Source organism: Nocardioides koreensis (assembly GCF_039531775.1).
Taxonomy (GTDB): Bacteria; Actinomycetota; Actinomycetes; order Propionibacteriales; family Nocardioidaceae; genus Nocardioides; species Nocardioides koreensis.
On the sequence record NZ_BAAAQR010000014.1, the window covers coordinates 51,116 to 67,851 of the forward strand.

Annotated in this window: 18 protein-coding genes; 10 read left to right on the top strand and 8 right to left on the bottom strand. The window is 72.3% G+C overall.

All coding sequences use genetic code 11. The features are described 5' to 3' along the window. Positions 1–24 precede the first annotated feature (24 nt). Positions 25–1,536: an ATP-dependent DNA ligase gene (locus ABD268_RS19195; protein ID WP_344156181.1), complete on the bottom strand. Its 1,512-nt coding sequence runs from the start codon at positions 1,534–1,536 to the stop codon at positions 25–27. A gap of 56 nt (positions 1,537–1,592) precedes the next feature. On the opposite strand from ABD268_RS19195, the gene ABD268_RS19200 reads away from it, so the two are divergent. From ABD268_RS19200 to ABD268_RS19210, 3 genes are all read left to right on the top strand, one after another. Then, entirely contained in the window at positions 1,593–2,540 is a 948-nt protein-coding gene (locus ABD268_RS19200; RefSeq protein ID WP_344156184.1) for a DNA-3-methyladenine glycosylase family protein, read from the top strand. Between the two features lie 61 nt (positions 2,541–2,601). Continuing rightward, positions 2,602–3,543: an SCP2 sterol-binding domain-containing protein gene (locus ABD268_RS19205; protein WP_344156187.1), complete on the top strand. Its 942-nt coding sequence runs from the start codon at positions 2,602–2,604 to the stop codon at positions 3,541–3,543. Positions 3,544–3,678: 135 nt separating this feature from the next. Beyond that, a complete protein-coding gene (locus ABD268_RS19210; RefSeq protein WP_344156190.1) occupies positions 3,679–4,368 on the top strand; it encodes a hypothetical protein in 690 nt (229 codons plus the stop codon). Positions 4,369–4,636: 268 nt separating this feature from the next. On the opposite strand, the gene ABD268_RS19215 is transcribed toward ABD268_RS19210, so the two are convergent. Both ABD268_RS19215 and ABD268_RS19220 read right to left on the bottom strand, forming a co-directional pair. Further along, positions 4,637–5,113: a calcium-binding protein gene (locus ABD268_RS19215; protein WP_344156193.1), complete on the bottom strand. Its 477-nt coding sequence runs from the start codon at positions 5,111–5,113 to the stop codon at positions 4,637–4,639. A gap of 121 nt (positions 5,114–5,234) precedes the next feature. After that, the gene (locus ABD268_RS19220) at positions 5,235–6,455 is read right to left on the bottom strand and encodes a phospholipase D-like domain-containing protein (protein WP_425573762.1); all 1,221 of its coding nucleotides are present in this window, start codon (positions 6,453–6,455) and stop codon (positions 5,235–5,237) included. Between the two features lie 160 nt (positions 6,456–6,615). Here ABD268_RS19220 and ABD268_RS19225 point away from each other — a divergent pair, with 160 nt between their 5' ends. The 3 genes from ABD268_RS19225 to ABD268_RS19235 all read left to right on the top strand — a co-directional run bounded on the left by ABD268_RS19225 (position 6,616) and on the right by ABD268_RS19235 (position 10,776). Continuing rightward, complete coding sequence (locus ABD268_RS19225; RefSeq protein WP_344156199.1) at positions 6,616–7,071, top strand: SRPBCC family protein; 456 nt, start codon at positions 6,616–6,618, stop codon at positions 7,069–7,071. A gap of 59 nt (positions 7,072–7,130) precedes the next feature. After that, positions 7,131–9,257 carry an excinuclease ABC subunit UvrB gene (gene uvrB / locus ABD268_RS19230; RefSeq protein WP_344156202.1) on the top strand — a complete coding sequence of 709 codons (2,127 nt, stop codon included), beginning with the start codon at positions 7,131–7,133 and terminating at the stop codon, positions 9,255–9,257. A gap of 232 nt (positions 9,258–9,489) precedes the next feature. Beyond that, entirely contained in the window at positions 9,490–10,776 is a 1,287-nt protein-coding gene (locus ABD268_RS19235) for an MFS transporter (protein ID WP_344156204.1), read from the top strand. On the opposite strand, the gene ABD268_RS19240 is transcribed toward ABD268_RS19235, so the two are convergent. Beyond that, positions 10,730–11,791: an AbrB family transcriptional regulator gene (locus ABD268_RS19240; protein WP_344156206.1), complete on the bottom strand. Its 1,062-nt coding sequence runs from the start codon at positions 11,789–11,791 to the stop codon at positions 10,730–10,732. The genes ABD268_RS19235 and ABD268_RS19240 overlap by 47 nt on opposite strands. Positions 11,792–11,836: 45 nt before the next feature. Here ABD268_RS19240 and ABD268_RS19245 point away from each other — a divergent pair, with 45 nt between their 5' ends. After that, positions 11,837–12,382, top strand: coding sequence for a hemerythrin domain-containing protein (locus tag ABD268_RS19245; protein WP_344156208.1), 546 nt, complete (start codon positions 11,837–11,839; stop codon positions 12,380–12,382). A gap of 16 nt (positions 12,383–12,398) precedes the next feature. Here ABD268_RS19245 and ABD268_RS19250 read toward each other — a convergent pair whose 3' ends face one another. Continuing rightward, entirely contained in the window at positions 12,399–13,715 is a 1,317-nt protein-coding gene (locus tag ABD268_RS19250) for an FUSC family protein (RefSeq protein WP_344156211.1), read from the bottom strand. A 71-nt stretch (positions 13,716–13,786) separates the two neighbouring features. Between ABD268_RS19250 and ABD268_RS19255 the strand changes: the two genes are divergently transcribed. Both ABD268_RS19255 and ABD268_RS19260 read left to right on the top strand, forming a co-directional pair. Next, a complete protein-coding gene (locus ABD268_RS19255; protein ID WP_344156214.1) occupies positions 13,787–13,939 on the top strand; it encodes a hypothetical protein in 153 nt (50 codons plus the stop codon). Between the two features lie 3 nt (positions 13,940–13,942). After that, complete coding sequence (locus tag ABD268_RS19260; protein ID WP_344156216.1) at positions 13,943–14,125, top strand: hypothetical protein; 183 nt, start codon at positions 13,943–13,945, stop codon at positions 14,123–14,125. On the opposite strand, the gene ABD268_RS19265 is transcribed toward ABD268_RS19260, so the two are convergent. Further along, positions 14,095–14,859, bottom strand: coding sequence for a DUF4118 domain-containing protein (locus ABD268_RS19265; RefSeq protein WP_344156218.1), 765 nt, complete (start codon positions 14,857–14,859; stop codon positions 14,095–14,097). The genes ABD268_RS19260 and ABD268_RS19265 overlap by 31 nt on opposite strands. Positions 14,860–14,943: 84 nt before the next feature. Between ABD268_RS19265 and ABD268_RS19270 the strand changes: the two genes are divergently transcribed. After that, positions 14,944–15,309, top strand: coding sequence for an MmcQ/YjbR family DNA-binding protein (locus ABD268_RS19270; RefSeq protein WP_344156221.1), 366 nt, complete (start codon positions 14,944–14,946; stop codon positions 15,307–15,309). Positions 15,310–15,322: 13 nt separating this feature from the next. Here ABD268_RS19270 and ABD268_RS19275 read toward each other — a convergent pair whose 3' ends face one another. Both ABD268_RS19275 and ABD268_RS19280 read right to left on the bottom strand, forming a co-directional pair. Beyond that, entirely contained in the window at positions 15,323–16,000 is a 678-nt protein-coding gene (locus ABD268_RS19275) for an ion channel (protein WP_344156224.1), read from the bottom strand. Further along, entirely contained in the window at positions 16,000–16,551 is a 552-nt protein-coding gene (locus ABD268_RS19280; RefSeq protein ID WP_344156228.1) for a DUF1707 SHOCT-like domain-containing protein, read from the bottom strand. Before ABD268_RS19280 ends, ABD268_RS19275 begins: the two co-directional genes overlap by 1 nt. Between the last annotated feature and the right edge of the window lie 185 nt (positions 16,552–16,736).

Sequence of the window (16,736 nt, forward strand, 5' to 3'; positions counted from 1 at the left end):
TTGCGACCAGGACCGGCTTGTCCGTCACAGGAACCCTCGCACGGTCTCGACGGTGTCCGCCTCGTGCGGCGCCTTGTCGTCGCGGTAGCGGACCACGCGGGCGAAGCGGAGCGCCATCCCGCCGGGGTAGCGCGAGGAGCGCTGCACCCCGTCGAAGGCGACCTCGACCACCTGCTCGGGCCGCACGTGCACGACGTACGACGAGCGTGCGGTCTCCAGCTCCAGGAACCGTCTCGTCTGCCAGGCGAGCATCTCGTCGGTCATCCCCTTGAAGGTCTTGCCGAGCATGACGAAGGCACCGGACGCGGGGTCGCGGGCCCCGAGGTGGATGTTGGACAGCCAGCCCTCGCGCCGGCCGCTGCCCCACTCGACAGCCAGCACGACCAGGTCGAGCGTGTGCACCGGCTTCACCTTCACCCAGGCGGCGCCGCGGCGGCCGGCGTCGTACGGCGCGGCGAGGTTCTTCACCACCACGCCCTCGTGCCCGGCGCGCAGCGCGTCCTCGAGGAAGAACCGGGCGGCGTCGGGGTCGGCCGTGACCAGCCGCGGGACCCGGTGCTCGGCCGGGACCAGCCGGTCCAGCGCGGCGAGCCGCGCGGAGCCGGGCGCGTCGAGCAGGTCCTCGCCGTCGTGGTGGAGGACGTCGAAGAAGTACGGCGTCACGGCGACCCCGGCGTGCTGCGCGGTCCGCGAGGCGGTCTCCTGGAACGGCCGGGGCCGGCCGTCCTCGTCCAGCGCCAAGGCCTCGCCGTCGAGGACGAAGCGCGAGGCAGGGAGGGCCCGCGCCACCGCGACCACCTCGGGCAGCCGGGCGGTGATGTCCTCCAGGGTGCGGGTCGCGACCAGGACCTCGTCGCCGTCGCGGTGCACCTGGATCCGGATGCCGTCGAGCTTGACGTCGACGGAGACCGGCTCGGCGGCCGGTCCGGTGGCCTTGGCCAGCGCGGCCGCGAGGTCGGGGGCGCTGGAGGCCAGCATGGGCAGCACCGGCCGGCCCACCTCGAGACCGAACCCGGTCAGGGCCTCCTCCCCGCCGGTCATCGCGGCGACCGTCACGCGGACGGTCGATCCGGCCAGCATCGCGGCGCGCCGCACCGACGTGAGAGGCACGCCGGCGGCCCGGGCGACCGCCTCCTGCACGAGCGCGTCGAGGGCGCCCTGGCGGACCGCGCCCGTCACCACGCCCCGGAGCCAGGCCTGCTCCGCGGCGGTGGCCCGGCCGAACAGGTCGGCCACCGCCGCCGCCCGGGCGGCCTGCGAACCCGCCCCGGCGAGCGCGGCGATCGACTCGAACGCCTCGTGCACCTCGAGCACGGTCAGGGTGGGGACGTCCGCCGGCTCGGGGAGCCCGCTGAGGCCACGCCAGCCGAGCCCGGTGCGCCGCTGCCGCAGCGTGCCGCCGAGGTAGGCGGTCACGGTCTCGACCTCCTCGGGTGCGGCCGCGGCGAGCAGCGTGGCGATGGCGGCGACCTTGGCCTTGCGGGACCGGGTCGACGACACGGCGTCGGAGGTGGCGACGAGGTCGGAGAGCAGCACCCGGCCATTGTGACCGGGACCGCCGACACGGCGGAGCGCTCGGATACCGTGCCGGGGTGACTTCCGAGGCGGGCCAGGTGCGGGTGTGGCGACCCGGCCGGCCGTGCCCCGTCGCGCGGATGCTCCTGCACCGACGGCGCGGCGCCGGCGACCCGACGTACCACCTCGACGACACGGGCCGGCACTGGCGCGGCGTGCGCACCCCGGAGGGCCCGGCCACGCTGGTCGTGCGGGCCCGGGCCGCGGACGGCGAGGTGCACGCCGAGGCCTGGGGCCCGGGCGCGGGCTGGGTCCTGGAGTCGGTGCCAGGACTCCTCGGCGCCGACGACGACCCGAGCGGGTTCGAGCCGCGGCACCCGGTGCTCGTGGAGGCGTGGCGCCGCTACGGCGAGGTCCGGATCGGGCGCAGCGGCCTGGTCATGGAGTCGCTGGTCCCGGCGATCCTGGAGCAGAAGGTCACCGGGCAGGAGGCGTTCGCGGGCTTCCGGATGCTGGTGCACCGGTACGGCGAGCCCGCGCCCGGCGCGGGGCCCCGCGGCCGGCGGCTGTGGGTCCAGCCCACCCCCGACCGGCTTCGCACGATCCCGTCGTGGGAGTGGCTGCGGATGCACGTCGACCCGGCCCGGTCACGGACCCTCGTCCAGGCGGCACGGGTGGCCGACTCCCTGGAGCGCACCGCGGGGCTGCCGCACGACGAGGCGGACCGCCGGATGCGCAGCCTGCCCGGGATCGGGGTGTGGACCAGCGCCGAGGTGCGGCAGCGCGCCCACGGGGACCCCGACGCGGTCTCGTTCGGCGACTACCACGTGGCCAAGGACATCGGCTGGGCCCTGACCGGGACCCCGTTCGACGACGAGCAGCTCGAGGAGTTCCTCGAGCCCTGGCGCCCGCACCGGGGCCGGGTCCAGGCGCTGGTCGGGGTGGCCGGGCTGCACCGGCCGCGGCGGGGAGCCCGGATGGCGCCCCGCACCCACCTGCCCGCCACGGTCACCCGACGGGTCTGAGCCTGTCCGGCATGCGGTGCGCGGCTGTGGCGGCTCCTCGTACCGCCGGTACGGTGACCGCGTGAGCCCCGACCTCGAGCACCTCCGCACCGCCTCCCGCGACGAGGCCGCCGCCTTCTTCGCCGAGGTCGACGCCGAGGCGCTGGTGGCCGCGGTCCGGGCCACCACGGACGAGGAGCTGCTCGGGCTGGTCTCCCGGGACGACATCCGGCCCGTCGCGGTCGAGGGCATCCTGGGCCGGCTCCACGAGTACGCCGTGGCCGAGCGGCTGGCCGACCTGCGCGGCGTCGTGCGCTTCGACCTCGAGCGGCGCGGCACCCTGCTGGAGCGGCACGCGATCGCCTTCGAGGGCGGCGGCCTGACCCTGAGGCCCAGGCTGTCGGACGCCGAGCCCACCGACGTCGTGCTGCGCACCAGCCTGCTGCGCTTCGTGCGGATCGTCAGCGGCGAGCGGAACGCGGGGCTGGAGTACCTGAGCGGGAAGCTCGACATCGACGGCGACGCGATGCTGGCGCTCGCGGTCGGCGGCATCTTCCGGGTGCCGGGCAGCGGCGAGGTGGCGGTCGACCCCACCGCGCTGGACCCGGTCGACGTGGCCACGGCGCTCGCCGAGGTCCGCTCCGACCACCTCCGGAAGGTCATGACGTCGGGCTTCCGGTCGATCGTGCTGGAGGAGATCTTCCGCCGGCTGCCCGAGTACGTGAACCCCCGCAAGGCGGCCAAGGTGCACCTGACCATCGGCTTCCGGCTGCTCGGCAACCCCAACGGCGACGTCGAGCGGTACGTCGTGCGCGTGGCCGGCGGCGCTGCCACGGTGACCGCCGGCGACGAGGGGGAGCAGCGCGACGCCACGGTGACCTGCGAGGCCCACGACTACCTGCGGCTGGCCACCGGGCACCTGAACCCGGTCACCGGCGTGCTGAAGGGCCAGCTGAAGGTCCGCGGCGACAAGGCCAAGGCGCTCCAGCTGAGCTCGGTCATCGACATCCCGAAGCCGCGCTGAGCCCTTCGTCCCCGATGGTGGGGAACTTGGTCCCCTGATCGCGCGACGCGGCTGCGCGCGCGCCGCCACGGTGGTCTCATTTCAGGTGGGCCGACCGTCTTCCGGGGCGGTCGCGAACGGGGGCGGAGGCCAGCCGTGACGAAGGTCGGGCGCGCGCTGAGGATCGGGCTGGTCGGCGCGGTCGTCGTGGTCCTCGCCTCGGCCGTGAACAGCCTCGGGGGGACCCGGGACCCCGGCGCTCACCGCCACCACCGGCACCAGCAGGTCCAGGCCCCCGAACCACGGCCACCCGACGCGCTGCCGGCGACGGGGGCCTACGTGCACACCCGGGTCCTCGAGTCGGGGGTCCTCGACGTCGACCAGTGGCTGCGGACCCGGGCACCGGTCCGGGAGGTGACCCTGGGCGCGGACCCGATCCCCGGCCCCGGCGGTCCGCCCGTGGCCACGTTCGTGAGGGTCGCCGCCGACGGGGAGGCCGTCACGGGGCCCGACGCGGTCGGCATCCAGCCCCGGACCGTGCACCTCGGGGGCCCGACCCGGCTGGTCCACGTCAGCTACCTGCTGACCGGGGTCGTCGTCCGGGAGGAGCCGGGCGCCGGCGATCCGGTCGCCGTGATGACGTCGCTGGGTGTGGACCACTCCGGCCGGCAGGGCACGCTCCGCGAGTCGGTCTCCGGCGACGTCCGGCAGCTGCACTGCTGGCCGCGGCCGGCCACCGTCGCCGCCGCCCGGCCGTGTGGGCACCGGCAGGGCGACGACTGGCGGGTGTGGCTGACCGAGAGCCAGCGGGACACGCAGGTCGCCGCGCAGCTCGGGTCGCAGTGACCGTTCCTGTGCCGGGACGAGACCGCGGCTCAGCTCGGCAGGACGGGACGCTCGATCAGCGGTGTGAGCGGCTGCAACGCGCATCGGTCATGATGTCGCGGTGTTCATCCCGCACCTGGGTCGCACCGTCAGTGATGAGGTGCCTGGAGTGGTGGATGGAGGGCGACATCGCCGTCTGATCGAGGCAGACGGGCTCGACGGCACGCTCGAACGACCGTGCGACAGAGTCTGCCCCGGGTCCGCGCAGGTGAGTGGCCGGTGCGCCGGACTAGTCAGGCGAAATCCATTTCTCGCACCCCACGTTGGCTCCGACGAGCCAGCCGCCGTAGGGCGAGTAGACGGTGTCGTGGCCGGGACCGCAGTGGACGTACACAAGGGTGAAGCCGCCGCCCGTGGCGCTTCCAAGCCTGATGGTGTCGTTGCCGGCGCCGGCGTAGACCGTGTCGCCGTTGTAGTGGGGGAAGATCCGGTCAGCTCCGGGACCACCGTGGAGCACGTCCTTGACGGCGTCCTTGCCCGAGTGGATGCGGTCCGCGCCCGGTCCCCCGAAGACCTTGTCCCTGCCGCGACCTGCATCAATCGTGTCCGCCCCGCCCTCGCCGTGGATGGTGTCCGCTCCCTTGGTGCCGGTCAGGACGTCCGGGCCGGACGTGCCGTTGATGACCGCTGCGGCCGCCGGGGCGCCCGCGGCACCAACCACCAGCACTCCGGTCGCCCAGGCGAGATGAATTCGTCGGGTCTTCATGGCACCACGCCCCATTTCCGGGAGCAGACCCACACCTCGGCCTCAGCCTCCACCTCTGCAGCGTCCGCCGGACCACTCCGCGACCGGCAGGGTCGCACGTCCCGAGGTGGACGGGCCCAGGTCAGAGCAGGGGGCGCAGCGGGGCCAGCACGAACTCGGTGAACTTGCGGTGCAGGTCGCGCGCCTCCCACTCGCCGCTGGTGAGCTCGAGGCAGTTGGACTCGTCGACGGTGAAGATCTCCTCCATCGCCGCGGCCAGCTCCTCGTCGATCAGCTCCACGTTGATCTCGTAGTTGCCGGTCAGGCTGAGCCGGTCGATGTTCGCGGTGCCGACCGTGGTCCAGGTCCCGTCGATGGTGGAGGTCTTCGAGTGCACCATCGCGTCCCGGTAGCGCAGGATCCGGACGCCCGCGTCGAGGAGCTGGCTGAAGTACCCGCGGGAGATCCAGTCGGCCACGATGTGGTTGGACTTCAGCGGGATCAGCAGCCGCACGTCCACGCCACGCCGGGCGGCCGCCTTCATCGCGTCGACGAAGTCCTGGTCGGGGATGAAGTAGGCGTGGGTCATCCAGACGTTGCGGCTGGCCCGGTTGATCGCCTCGAGGTACATGCCCCGGATCGGGAACATCCACAGCCGCGGCACGTTCCGGTGGAAGCGGATCCGCGACTCCCACGTCGACGCGGTCTCCAGCAGCAGCGGACGCTCGCTGGTGCCGATCCGCCGGCGGCGGTTGAGGTTCCAGAAGTCCGCGAAGGCCCGCTTCAGGTCCCAGACCCCGGGCCCGGTGATGCGCATGTGGGTGTCGCGCCACTCGGTCTCGTAGGCCGACCCGATGTTGAAGCCGCCCACGAACCCCACCTCGTCGTCGACGACGAGGATCTTGCGGTGGTCGCGGCCGTACCGGCGCAGGTCGAGGACCCGCCAGCCCGCGGCGTACACGGGGTACCTCAGCACCTTCATCGTCGGCGGGAACCGCTTGAACCGCGGGGAGACCACCAGGTTCGCGAAGCCGTCGTAGATGCAGTAGACCTCGACGCCGCGCTCGGCCGCCGCCGCCAGCGCGGCCTTGAAGCGCTCGCCGATCTCGTCGCCCTTCCAGATGTAGGTCTCCAGCAGCACCTGGCGGGTCGCGCCGTCGATGGCGGCGAGCATGTCGTCGAACAGGTCCTTGCCGAACGTGTACGTCGTGACCGTGCCCTCGCCGATCGGGACCGTGCGCGGGGGAGTGACAGGGAAGGGCTTCGGCTTCTTGCCGCGCCGGCGGTAGGAGTCGACGAGCGACATCCCGATCGCGAGCGCCAGCTGCACCCCGAAGACCGCGAGCAGGGTCCGGCGCAGCATCCGCACCAGCCGGTCGGCGACGGATGGGACGGATGTGGTCACGGGGTCAATCTAGTCGGCGCCCCCGCACCCGGTCCCCCTTCCCGGGCAGCCGGGACCTCAGGCCCTGCAGCTACCGGTCCGCCCGGCGGTTCACTGTCCTCGAGAGGGGTGGGGAGACATGCCGCGAGTGAGGGGATCGATCGACATCGCACGGCCCGTCGAGGCCGTGTTCGACGTGGTGGCGGACCAGACCAACGAGCCGACCTACAACCCGGCGATGGTGAGGTGTGAGCAGGTGGCGCCCGGGCCGGTGGGCGAGGGCAGCCGCTTCCGGTCCGTGGCGAGGAGCGCCGGTCGCGAGGTGCCGATGACCAGCGAGCTGGTCGACTACCAGCGACCACACCACTTGGGCGTGCTGACGTCGGTGGACGGGACGATCATCGACGGCACGTTGGACTTCGAGCCGTCGATGATCGGCACCCGGATGACCTGGGACTGGGACGTCCGGACCACGGGCCGGCTGCGGGTGGTCGGCCCGGTGGTCGCCTTCCTCGGACGACGCCAGGAACGCCGGATCTGGGGCTCGCTCAAGGCGCAACTCGAGCAGCAGCAGGGCTCGCGCACGGGCGCCTGACCCCGGCCCGCGCGCGGACGCGGAATACCACTGTCGGCGGCGGCGTTTAGGCTCGTCGTATGCGACCAGTGACCGATCTCGAGCGCCGGGTGGCCCCTTTCCAGGTCGTCTCGGACTACCAGCCGTCCGGCGACCAGCCGACGGCGATCGCGGAGATCTCGAAGCGGATCAAGGGCGGGGTCGAGGACGTCGTGCTCCTCGGTGCCACCGGTACCGGCAAGACCGCCACGGTCGCGTGGGTCGCCGAGCAGCTGCAGCGGCCGCTGCTGGTGATGCAGCCCAACAAGACGCTGGCCGCCCAGTTCGCCAACGAGCTGCGCCAGCTCTTCCCCGACAACGCGATCGAGTACTTCGTCTCGTACTACGACTACTACCAGCCCGAGGCCTACGTCCCGCAGACCGACACCTACATCGAGAAGGACTCCTCCATCAACGAGGAGGTCGAGCGGCTGCGCCACTCGGCGACCAACTCGCTGCTGACCCGTCGTGACGTGATCGTGGTGAGCACCGTCTCCTGCATCTACGGCCTCGGCACCCCGCAGGAGTACGTCGACCGGATGATCCGGCTGAGGGTGGGGGAGGAGCACGACCGCGACTCGATCCTGCGCCGTCTGGTCGAGATCCAGTACACCCGCAACGACATGAGCTTCACCCGGGGCACCTTCCGGGTCCGCGGCGACACCCTCGAGATCTTCCCGGTCTACGAGGAGCACGCGGTGCGGATCGAGTTCTTCGGCGACGAGATCGAGCGGCTGATGTCGCTGCACGCCGTCACCGGTGAGGTGCTCACCGAGGACGAGGAGCTCTACGTCTTCCCGGCCACCCACTACGTGGCCGGGCCCGAGCGGATGGAGCGCGCGATCCGCGGCATCGAGCTCGAGCTGGACGAGCAGCTGGCGAAGTTCGAGCGCGAGGGCAAGCTGCTGGAGGCCCAGCGGCTGCGGATGCGCACGACGTACGACATCGAGATGATGCGCCAGGTCGGCTCCTGCTCCGGCATCGAGAACTACTCGATGCACATCGACGGCAGGGCCCGCGGCTCGGCGCCGAACTGCCTGCTCGACTACTTCCCCGAGGACTTCCTGCTCGTCGTCGACGAGTCCCACGTCGCCGTCCCGCAGATCGGCGGCATGTACGAGGGCGACATGTCCCGGAAGCGGAACCTGGTCGATCACGGCTTCCGGCTGCCCAGCGCGATGGACAACCGGCCGCTGCGCTGGGAGGAGTTCCTCGACCGGATCGGCCAGACGATCTACCTCTCGGCGACCCCGGGCGACTACGAGCTCGACAAGGTCGGCGGGGACACCGTGGAGCAGATCATCCGGCCCACCGGCCTGGTCGACCCCGAGGTCGTGGTCAAGCCGACCAAGGGCCAGATCGACGACCTGATCCACGAGATCCGCACCCGCACCGACAAGCACGAGCGGGTCCTGGTCACCACGCTGACCAAGAAGATGTCCGAGGACCTCACCGACTACCTGCTCGACGCGGGCATCCGCACCCGATACCTGCACTCCGAGGTCGACACCCTCAAGCGGATCGAGCTGCTGCGTGACCTGCGGCTGGGGGAGTACGACGTCCTCGTCGGCATCAACCTGCTGCGCGAGGGTCTCGACCTGCCCGAGGTGTCGCTGGTGGCGATCCTCGACGCCGACAAGGAGGGCTTCCTCCGCTCGGACAAGTCCCTGATCCAGACGATCGGCCGTGCGGCGCGCAACGTCTCCGGCCAGGTGCACATGTACGCCGACCGGATCACCCGGTCGATGGAGTCCGCGATCGACGAGACCAACCGGCGCCGGGCCAAGCAGGTCGCCTACAACACCGCCCACGGCATCGACCCGCAGCCGCTGCGCAAGAAGATCGCCGACATCACCGAGATGCTCGCCCGCGAGGACGAGAGCACCCAGGCGCTGCTGGAGACCTGGGCCGGCACCGAGGCCAAGGGGCGCGCCGGCGGCGTGAAGGCCAAGCAGCCCGTCCCCGGGCTGTCCAAGGAGGCGGCGGGCAAGCACGCGGCCGACCTCGCCGGGATGCCCAGCTCCGACCTCGCGCAGCTGATCCAGGACCTGACCGACCAGATGAGGAACGCCGCGGCCGAGCTCCAGTTCGAGGTCGCGGCCCGGCTGCGTGACGAGATCTCGGAGCTCAAGAAGGAGCTCCGCCAGATGATGGAGGCGACCAAGTGAACGCCCGGCACGCACGCTGGCTGCGTTCTCGTCGCTCGACGGCCAACCCCGGGCCGCCTTCGCTCCTCCGCCTTGCCATCGCACGCACCGGACGTCCACTTGCCGTGCCCGACTGGCGGGCACGCTGGCTGCGTTCTCGTCGCTCGACGGCCAACCCCGGGCCGCCTTCGCTCCTCCGCCTTGCCATCGCACGCACCGGACGTCCACTTGCCGTGCCCGACTGGCGCGCCGCGTGACGGACAGCCTCCGGCGGGCGTACGCCGTCTGGATCGTCGGGCTCCTCGTCTACTTCCTCGCGGTCTTCCACCGCTCCTCGCTCGCGGTCGCGGGCCTCGCGGCCACCGAGCGCTTCGACATCTCCGCGTCCCAGCTGGCGACGTTCACGATGCTGCAGCTGCTGGTGTACGCCGGCATGCAGATCCCGGTCGGCCTGATGGTCGACCGGTTCGGGTCGCGCAGCGTGCTGCTCGGCGGCACCCTGCTGCTCACCGCGGCGCAGTGCGGGTTCGCGGTGGCCGACAGCTACGGGCTCGCGCTGGTCGCGCGGGTGTTCGTGGGGATGGGCGACGCGATGACGTTCATCTGCGTGCTCCGGCTGGTGAGCACCTGGTTCCCGGTCCGCCGGATCCCGCTGGTCACCCAGCTGACCGGCACCCTTGGCCAGCTCGGGGCCGTGGTCGCGGCGGTCCCGATGACCTGGGCGCTCGGCCACCTCGGCTGGACCACGGCGTACCTCGCGGCGGCCTCGCTCGGCGTCGTGCTCGCCGTCGCCCTGCTCCTGGTCCTCCACGACAGTCCCGAGGCCCGTCACCTCCGCGGACCCCGGCTGTCCCTGGCGACGGTGCGCGCCAGCCTGGCCGCCTCGTGGGCGCACCCCGGGACCCGGCTCGGGTTCTGGATCCACTTCTCGACCCAATTCAGCCTCACCGCGCTGACGCTGCTGTGGGGCTACCCGTTCTTCGTCCGCGGCGAGGGTCTGAGCCCGACCACCGCGGGCAGCCTGCTGACCGTGCTCATCGTGGCCGTCATGATCGCCGGCCCCACCCTGGGGTGGCTGGTGGGCAGCCATCCCTGGCACCGCTCGTCGATGGCGCTGGTCATCGTCTCGACCATCGCGGCGGTGTGGACCGTGGTGCTCGCCTGGCCCGGCTCGGCGCCGGTGTGGCTGCTGGTCGTCCTGGCGCTCGTCGTGGGCGTCGGCGGGCCCGCCTCGATGATCGGCTTCGACGTCGGGCGGACCTCCAACCCGGCCGACCGGCTGGCCAGCGCCAGCGGGATCATCAACCAGGGCGGCTTCCTGGCCAGCCTGCTGCTCGTCGTCACAGTCGGCCTGGTCCTGGACTGGCGCACGCCCGGCGACAGCACGGCGTACACCCCCTCGGCGTTCCGGTGGGCGATGAGCGCCCAGTACGTCCTGTGGGGGATCGGGCTGGTCCAGGTCTGGCGCTACCGCCGACGGGCCCGGTCGGTCATCAACCGCGACGAGCTCTACGCAGCCAGCTCGCCAACGGCGGCGTGAGCAGCAGGATCACCAGCAGCCGGAAGATCTGCACCGCCATCACGTAGGTGACGTCGGAGCCGCTGTCCGCCGCGGTGGCCAGCACCGCGAACAGCCCACCCGGGGTCGTGGCGAGGTACGCCGTGAGGCCGTCGACCCCGGTGGTGACGGTGAGCAGCGCGCCGAGACCGGCGCACAGCCCGATCAGCCCCGCGATCAGGGCGAGGACGACGGGCAGCATCCGCGTGATCGCGGCGAGGCTGGCCCGGGTGAAGCGCAGCCCGACCTGGACACCGATCAGCAGGTAGGCCAGCCACTGGAGCAGCAGCGGCACCGCGGCCTCGTCGAAGCCGAACCAGCCACCGACGCTCAGCGCCACCGCCACGGCCAGCGGACCCAGCAGCGTCGCCGTGGGGATCGCGCCGATCCGGGCGAGCAGCAGGCCCACGACGAGGGCGACCGCGACGTACGCCAGGTCCGTCGGCCACGGCGCGTCCCCCTGGGCGAGGGTCCCCAGCCCGCGCTCGGGGTGGAAGACGGCGGCCGTGACCACCGGCATCGCCACCAGGACCAGGAGCACCCGGAGGTACTGGACGACGGTGACCACCCGGTCGTCGGCACCGAGCTCGTGGGCCACGGCGACGACGCCGGAGGCGCCACCCGCGACCAGCGAGAAGACGCCGGTGACCCCGGAGACGTCGCGGCGCCGCGAGAAGAGCCAGCCGGCGCCCAGGCTCGCCGCCAGCGTGCCGAGCGTGACCAGCACGATCGGCAGCAGGTCCGAGCGCATCCGGGACAGTGCCTCCAGGCTGACCATCGAGCCGATCGTGATGCCGATCAGTCCCTGGCCCACCCGAAAGGCCAGCACCGGGACGCCGAGGGCCCGGCCCGACGTCAGCGCGTGCGCCATCCCGCCCAGCAGCGCGCCGAAGAGCACGGGGGAGGGCAGCCCCAGCAGCTCGAAGCCGAGGCTCGCGACGGCGGTGACCGCCAGGATCAGCGCCCACGAGGCGACGGGGCTGCGAGCGGCTGGCATCGACGTCACCCTAGACGGCTGGGGCCGCCGGTTAGGGTGCGGGACATGACGACCATCGACCTCGGCAGGCCCGTCTCCGGCGACGTGGTGGAGCTGATCCTCGACGACCACCGGCGTTTCGAGACCCTGCTGCGCGACCTGCGGGACAGCAGCACCGACCGGGACGCCGTACGCCAGGCCTTCGCGACCCTCCACGTCGCGCACGCGGAGGCCGAGGAGAAGCACGTCTACCCCAAGCTGCGCCGCAAGCAGGCCGTCGGCGAGCACGAGGCCGAGCACGGCAAGGAGGAGCACGCCGAGGGCCACGAGGCGTTGCTGGCGGTCCTGGAGCTGAAGGGCACCGACACCCAGGCCTTCGAGGACGCGGTCGAGGAGCTGGCCCGGGTGGTCAACCACCACCTCACCGAGGAGGAGCTGACCATCCTCAACCCCGCCCGTGAGGAGGTCGGGGAGCGGGTGCGGGCCGAGCTCGGCGAGGCCTTCGCGAGGGAGCGCAACGCGCAGGTGGACGCCGGCTGCGGGAGCCTGGAGAACGTACGCCGCATCGTCGCCGAGGCCGCGCGGGAGGGCCTGCTGGACGACGAGGACTGACCCTCGTCGCGGCGGCTCACTCGTCGGGGCGGTCGCGCTCGGGCTGCTGGTCGTCGGGCAGGCTCGGCAGCAGCTGGGTCTCCGCGTCCGGGGAGGTGGCCGGGGGAGCGGCTCCCCGGCTGCCCGGCGTCGGGATGCCGGCGCGCGGCAGGCGGGGCCGGGCCGGCGGGACCAGCCGGAGCTGGCGACGGATCCGCTCGGCGAGGTCCAGCTCGCGCAGCAGCCGCTTGACCGTGGAGAGCACGGTCACGTGCAGCTCGAGCAGCTCCGGCTCGGCGCCGCCCAGGACCACGTCCTCGAGCCTGGCGCGTGCCTCGTGGAGTCCTTCGAGCGCCTCCCGGAGCACCCGCACGTGCCCGGAGCTGATGTGCTCGGCGGGGCCCGCCTCGTCGTGGACCAGCTGTCCGAAGGCGTCGATGCCCGCCGCCATCTCGGCGAAGGTCTGGGCGAGTCCGAGCAGCACGGGCTCGGCGTTCTCGGACTCGGCCCAGGTCGCGTCCTGCGTCGCGTCGACGAGCGCGCGGAACATGCTGCGGATCGCCACCGCGGAGTGCTCCAACGACTCCAGGCCCTGCCGCAGCCCCGGCCCCACGTTGGGCGTGCCGACGGCGCGAACGTTGAGCCGGCGACCCTGCTCGGCATGCAGCAGCGCGGCACCGACCCGAGGGATGTCGTGCGTGATGCGCCGCGCCTCGCCCAGCCATGCCCTGGCTGCCGGTGCCACCTCCCGGCCCTCGGCGGCCAGCTCGGTGAGCTCGTCGGCGGCGCGGTTCAGCAGGTCGCTGACTGAGTCGGCCAGGCCGTCGATGGCCCGGCCGGCGTCGGCGCTCGCGACCTTCGGTGGGAACAGCAGGTTCGCGGCGATGCCGACGGCAGCGCCCACCAGGGTCTCCGCGATGCGCTGCCAGGCGGCCGACTCGGCGGCCAGCGATCCGACGCCGAGCACCAGCATCCCGCTGATCGCGACCTCGATGAGGTTCGAGCGCAGGCGCAGCAGCTGACCGATCGTGATCGAGACGAAGATGAGCAGGCCGAGGCTCCACCACTCGAGCGGGACCATGACGGAGAAGGCCACGGCGAGCGAGACACCGGAGACGACGGCGACCACTCGGTCCAGGCCGCTGGCGAGGAGCGACACGGGGGTGACCTGCACGACCAGCATCGCGGTCAGCGGCGCGAGCAGCGGCTGGGTCCCCGGGAAGAGCAGCGTGCCCACGACGTAGCTCGCCGTCGCGGCGATCGTGATCCGCAGCGACCACAGCAGGGTCGCGCGCCCGTCACCACGGAGCCGGATCATCCCGCCCGTGAGCTTCGCTCGCCGCCAGTCGCGCACCCCTCATCTTGATCGATCGAGGCAAAGATCGGCGATCCCGGCCGCGACATCGTCCGAGAAAGGGGGTTCGGATGGATGCCGACAGAAGGACTGCCTTCCTCGCAGGCGCGCTCTTCCTGGTCACTCTTCTCACCTCGATCCCGGCAGCGCTCTACCTCTACAGCCCGGTGCTGGACCACACCGGGTACGTCGTCGGTGCCGGCAACGGGCTGATCCTCGGGTAGCTGATGTACGCCTCCGGCCTCGTGGCTGGCTCCGCGGCCCAGGCCCTCGCGACGATCCCCGAGTTCCTCTGGGAGCTGTCGCTCGGCATCTACCTGGTGGCCAAGGGGTTCAGGCCGTCGCCGATCCTCGCCGAGGCCGGGTCGCGGTCGCGAGGTCAACCGGCGTCCACCGACGCGGCGACCTGATCGGCCAGGAGCACCGCGACCCGGCGCTGCTCGCGGGTCGGGTAGGTGATGCGCGTGGCGGCGGTGACCAGGAAGTGGCCGACCACCCGCGACCCGCGGCGCACCGGCAGCGCGACGTACTCGTTGTTGGGCAGCCCCAGCCGGTCCACGTCCACCGTGTGGTCACCCCGGGTGACCACCCCGTCGTGGTCGACGGCGGCGATGCGCGCGTCGTGGACCGGGCCCTCGACGAAGCGGCACTCGTCGACCCCCAGCACGTCGGAGATCTCGCGGGCGACGAGGTCGACCAGCGTGGAGGCCGGGGTGTCTCCCTCGGACACGACCTTGGCGGCGCCGAGGACACCCTCCAGGTATCCCGAGCGCCGGGCGGCGCGGGCCTGCTGCCGGTATCCCCACAGGGCGATCTCGGTGACGGCCAGGCCGATCAGCACGAGCAGCAGGGTGGCCTCGACGTCGTCGGCGTCCGCGATCGTGAGCCGCTGGTAGGGCTTGGTGAGAAAGAAGTCGAACCACACGCCACCGGACACCGCGGCGAGCAGCCCGGCGGCCCGATCGCCGGTGGCCGCGGCCGCCACCACCCACAGCACCAGGATCAGGACCACGGTCGCCGCCGTGATGCTCTCTCGGACCGGCGACAGGATCGTGCAGGTCGCCAACGGCAGCAGCACGGCCGCGATCCGGACAGTGGTCCGCCACTGCCTCCCGAGTGCCCTTCCCCCACCGTCGTCCGCCATGCGCCCGTGCTCCTGTCAGCAAGAGGACCCTCCGACCAGTGTGGCACCGTGCCGGCATCACCGGCGGGGGGCGACAATGGAGGGATGGACGCGGAGTCGCTCCTGGCGTACTGCCTGGCCAAGCCCGGCGCCTGGCCGGACAACCCCTGGGGCCACGACCACCCGGTGATGAAGGTGGGCGAGAGCACCGGGGGGAAGATCTTCGCGTTCCTCGGCCCGGACGGCGTCGGCGTCAAGGGCGGTCCGAGCCGGGAGGCGGCCGACGAGTGGCTGGCCCGCTACCCCGGGGCGGCCAGCGTGATGGCCTACATCGGCCGGTCCGGCTGGAACGACCTGTCGTTCTCCGGGACGATCCCCGACGAGGAGCTGCTCGAGGCCGTGGACGAGTCCTACCGGCTCGTCGTCGCGAAGCTGCCGAAGAAGTACCGCCCCGTCGGCTGGGACGACTGACGTCCCGACGGGCTCAGCGGCGGGTGCCGCGGGTCACCGTCAGCCCGACCAGGCGGGCGACCACGAGGGCGATGTACATGACGCCCGCGACCTGCTCGACCATCACCAGCGACCGCGCGTGGGCGAGGACCGGCACGACGTCGGAGAGGCCCACGCTGGTCAGCGTGGTGAAGGACAGGAACAGCAGCTCGAACCAGGACTGCTCGGCATCGCCGCCGGCACCGACGAACGAGCCCGGCCAGATGACCTGGGCTGCGGCGTACACGTAGGCGAAGCCCCAGGCGACGACGGTGAACGCCGCGCCGGTCGCGTAGAGCTCGTCGCGGCTGACCCGCTCGTCGTGGAAGAGGTAGCGGATCATCCCGTAGGAGACGAAGAAGTAGAACGGCGCGTGCAGCGCCGCGTTCACGAGCACGATCGTGTCGTTGGTGGGGTCCATCGCCTCCCACACGGTCGTCACCAGCGCCGGGGTGCCCAGGAGCAGCGCCACCCAGGTCAGCGCCGGGGTCCGCCGGACGGCGGCGAGGGCCAGCAGGACCACGACCATGCCGACCACCCCGATGATGGCCCGTCCGGCGCGGGACTGGTCGAGGAAAGGGTAGGCGAGCACGGCCACCAGCTGGGCGACCAGCAGCAGGGCGGAGGGATGCTGCTGGGCCAGTCGGACCCGGCGGCCCACGGTCTCGACCATCAGCGGTCCTCGTCCTCGTCGCCCTCGGGCCGTTCCTGCTCGAGCTCCCGGGCCTGCTTCTTCTCCAGGCGCCGGCGGTTGGCCTCGATGATGTCCTGGCGCCGCACCAGGGTGCGCATCAGGTGGATGCCGGTGCCGGCGATGACGAAGCCGGGCCAGAAGAACCCGCCGCCGATCAGCAGCCAGATCACCACGCAGAGGATGCTCGGCCCGAGGAAGCCGAGCAGCGCCTCGCGGCGATCGGACTCGTACGACGCCACCGCGCGCCGCTGCAGCTCGTCGGCGGGCACCAGGGCGGGGGCGGCGTACGCGTCCGGGACCCGGGCGACGAGGTCGGAGACCAGCGGTGGCAGCTCACCGAGCGTCCGGGCGGCCGCGGCTGCCTCGGTGCGGCTCTCGAGCTCGTCCCCGTCGAGGCGGCCGTCGGCGTACGCCTCGACGAGCACCTGACGGACGACGTCCCGGTCCGCGTCGGAGGCGCGGAGGACGGCATTGGCGGGCGGCCGGGGGTCGTGCGTGAACGACGACCAGATGTCACCGGATCCGTTCACTGCTGGCGCCCCTCCACAGTCCGCATCCTAGGTCGCGGTCCCGCTCCCGCCGGTGACCCGCGCGTCACCTCGCGGGTCGACGTTCGTTGAACGGGCCAGCAGTGGGCACGCTCGGGCCGGATTGCCCAAAATGAGAACACGTTCTACTCTGTGGCGGCTGGCCACACCGATCCGGGAGGTACGAC

Excerpts from the sequence above, each read along its gene's own strand:
- ABD268_RS19215 (WP_344156193.1), bottom strand. The coding sequence starts at position 5,113 with ATGAAGACCCGACGAATTCATCTCGCCTGGGCGACCGGAGTGCTGGTG.
- ABD268_RS19220 (WP_425573762.1), bottom strand. The coding sequence starts at position 6,455 with ATGCTGCGCCGGACCCTGCTCGCGGTCTTCGGGGTGCAGCTGGCGCTC.
- ABD268_RS19225 (WP_344156199.1), top strand. The coding sequence starts at position 6,616 with ATGCCGCGAGTGAGGGGATCGATCGACATCGCACGGCCCGTCGAGGCC.
- uvrB (WP_344156202.1), top strand. The coding sequence starts at position 7,131 with ATGCGACCAGTGACCGATCTCGAGCGCCGGGTGGCCCCTTTCCAGGTC.
- ABD268_RS19240 (WP_344156206.1), bottom strand. The coding sequence starts at position 11,791 with ATGCCAGCCGCTCGCAGCCCCGTCGCCTCGTGGGCGCTGATCCTGGCG.
- ABD268_RS19245 (WP_344156208.1), top strand. The coding sequence starts at position 11,837 with ATGACGACCATCGACCTCGGCAGGCCCGTCTCCGGCGACGTGGTGGAG.
- ABD268_RS19255 (WP_344156214.1), top strand. The coding sequence starts at position 13,787 with ATGGATGCCGACAGAAGGACTGCCTTCCTCGCAGGCGCGCTCTTCCTG.
- ABD268_RS19260 (WP_344156216.1), top strand. The coding sequence starts at position 13,943 with ATGTACGCCTCCGGCCTCGTGGCTGGCTCCGCGGCCCAGGCCCTCGCG.
- ABD268_RS19265 (WP_344156218.1), bottom strand. The coding sequence starts at position 14,859 with ATGGCGGACGACGGTGGGGGAAGGGCACTCGGGAGGCAGTGGCGGACC.
- ABD268_RS19270 (WP_344156221.1), top strand. The coding sequence starts at position 14,944 with ATGGACGCGGAGTCGCTCCTGGCGTACTGCCTGGCCAAGCCCGGCGCC.
- ABD268_RS19275 (WP_344156224.1), bottom strand. The coding sequence starts at position 16,000 with ATGGTCGAGACCGTGGGCCGCCGGGTCCGACTGGCCCAGCAGCATCCC.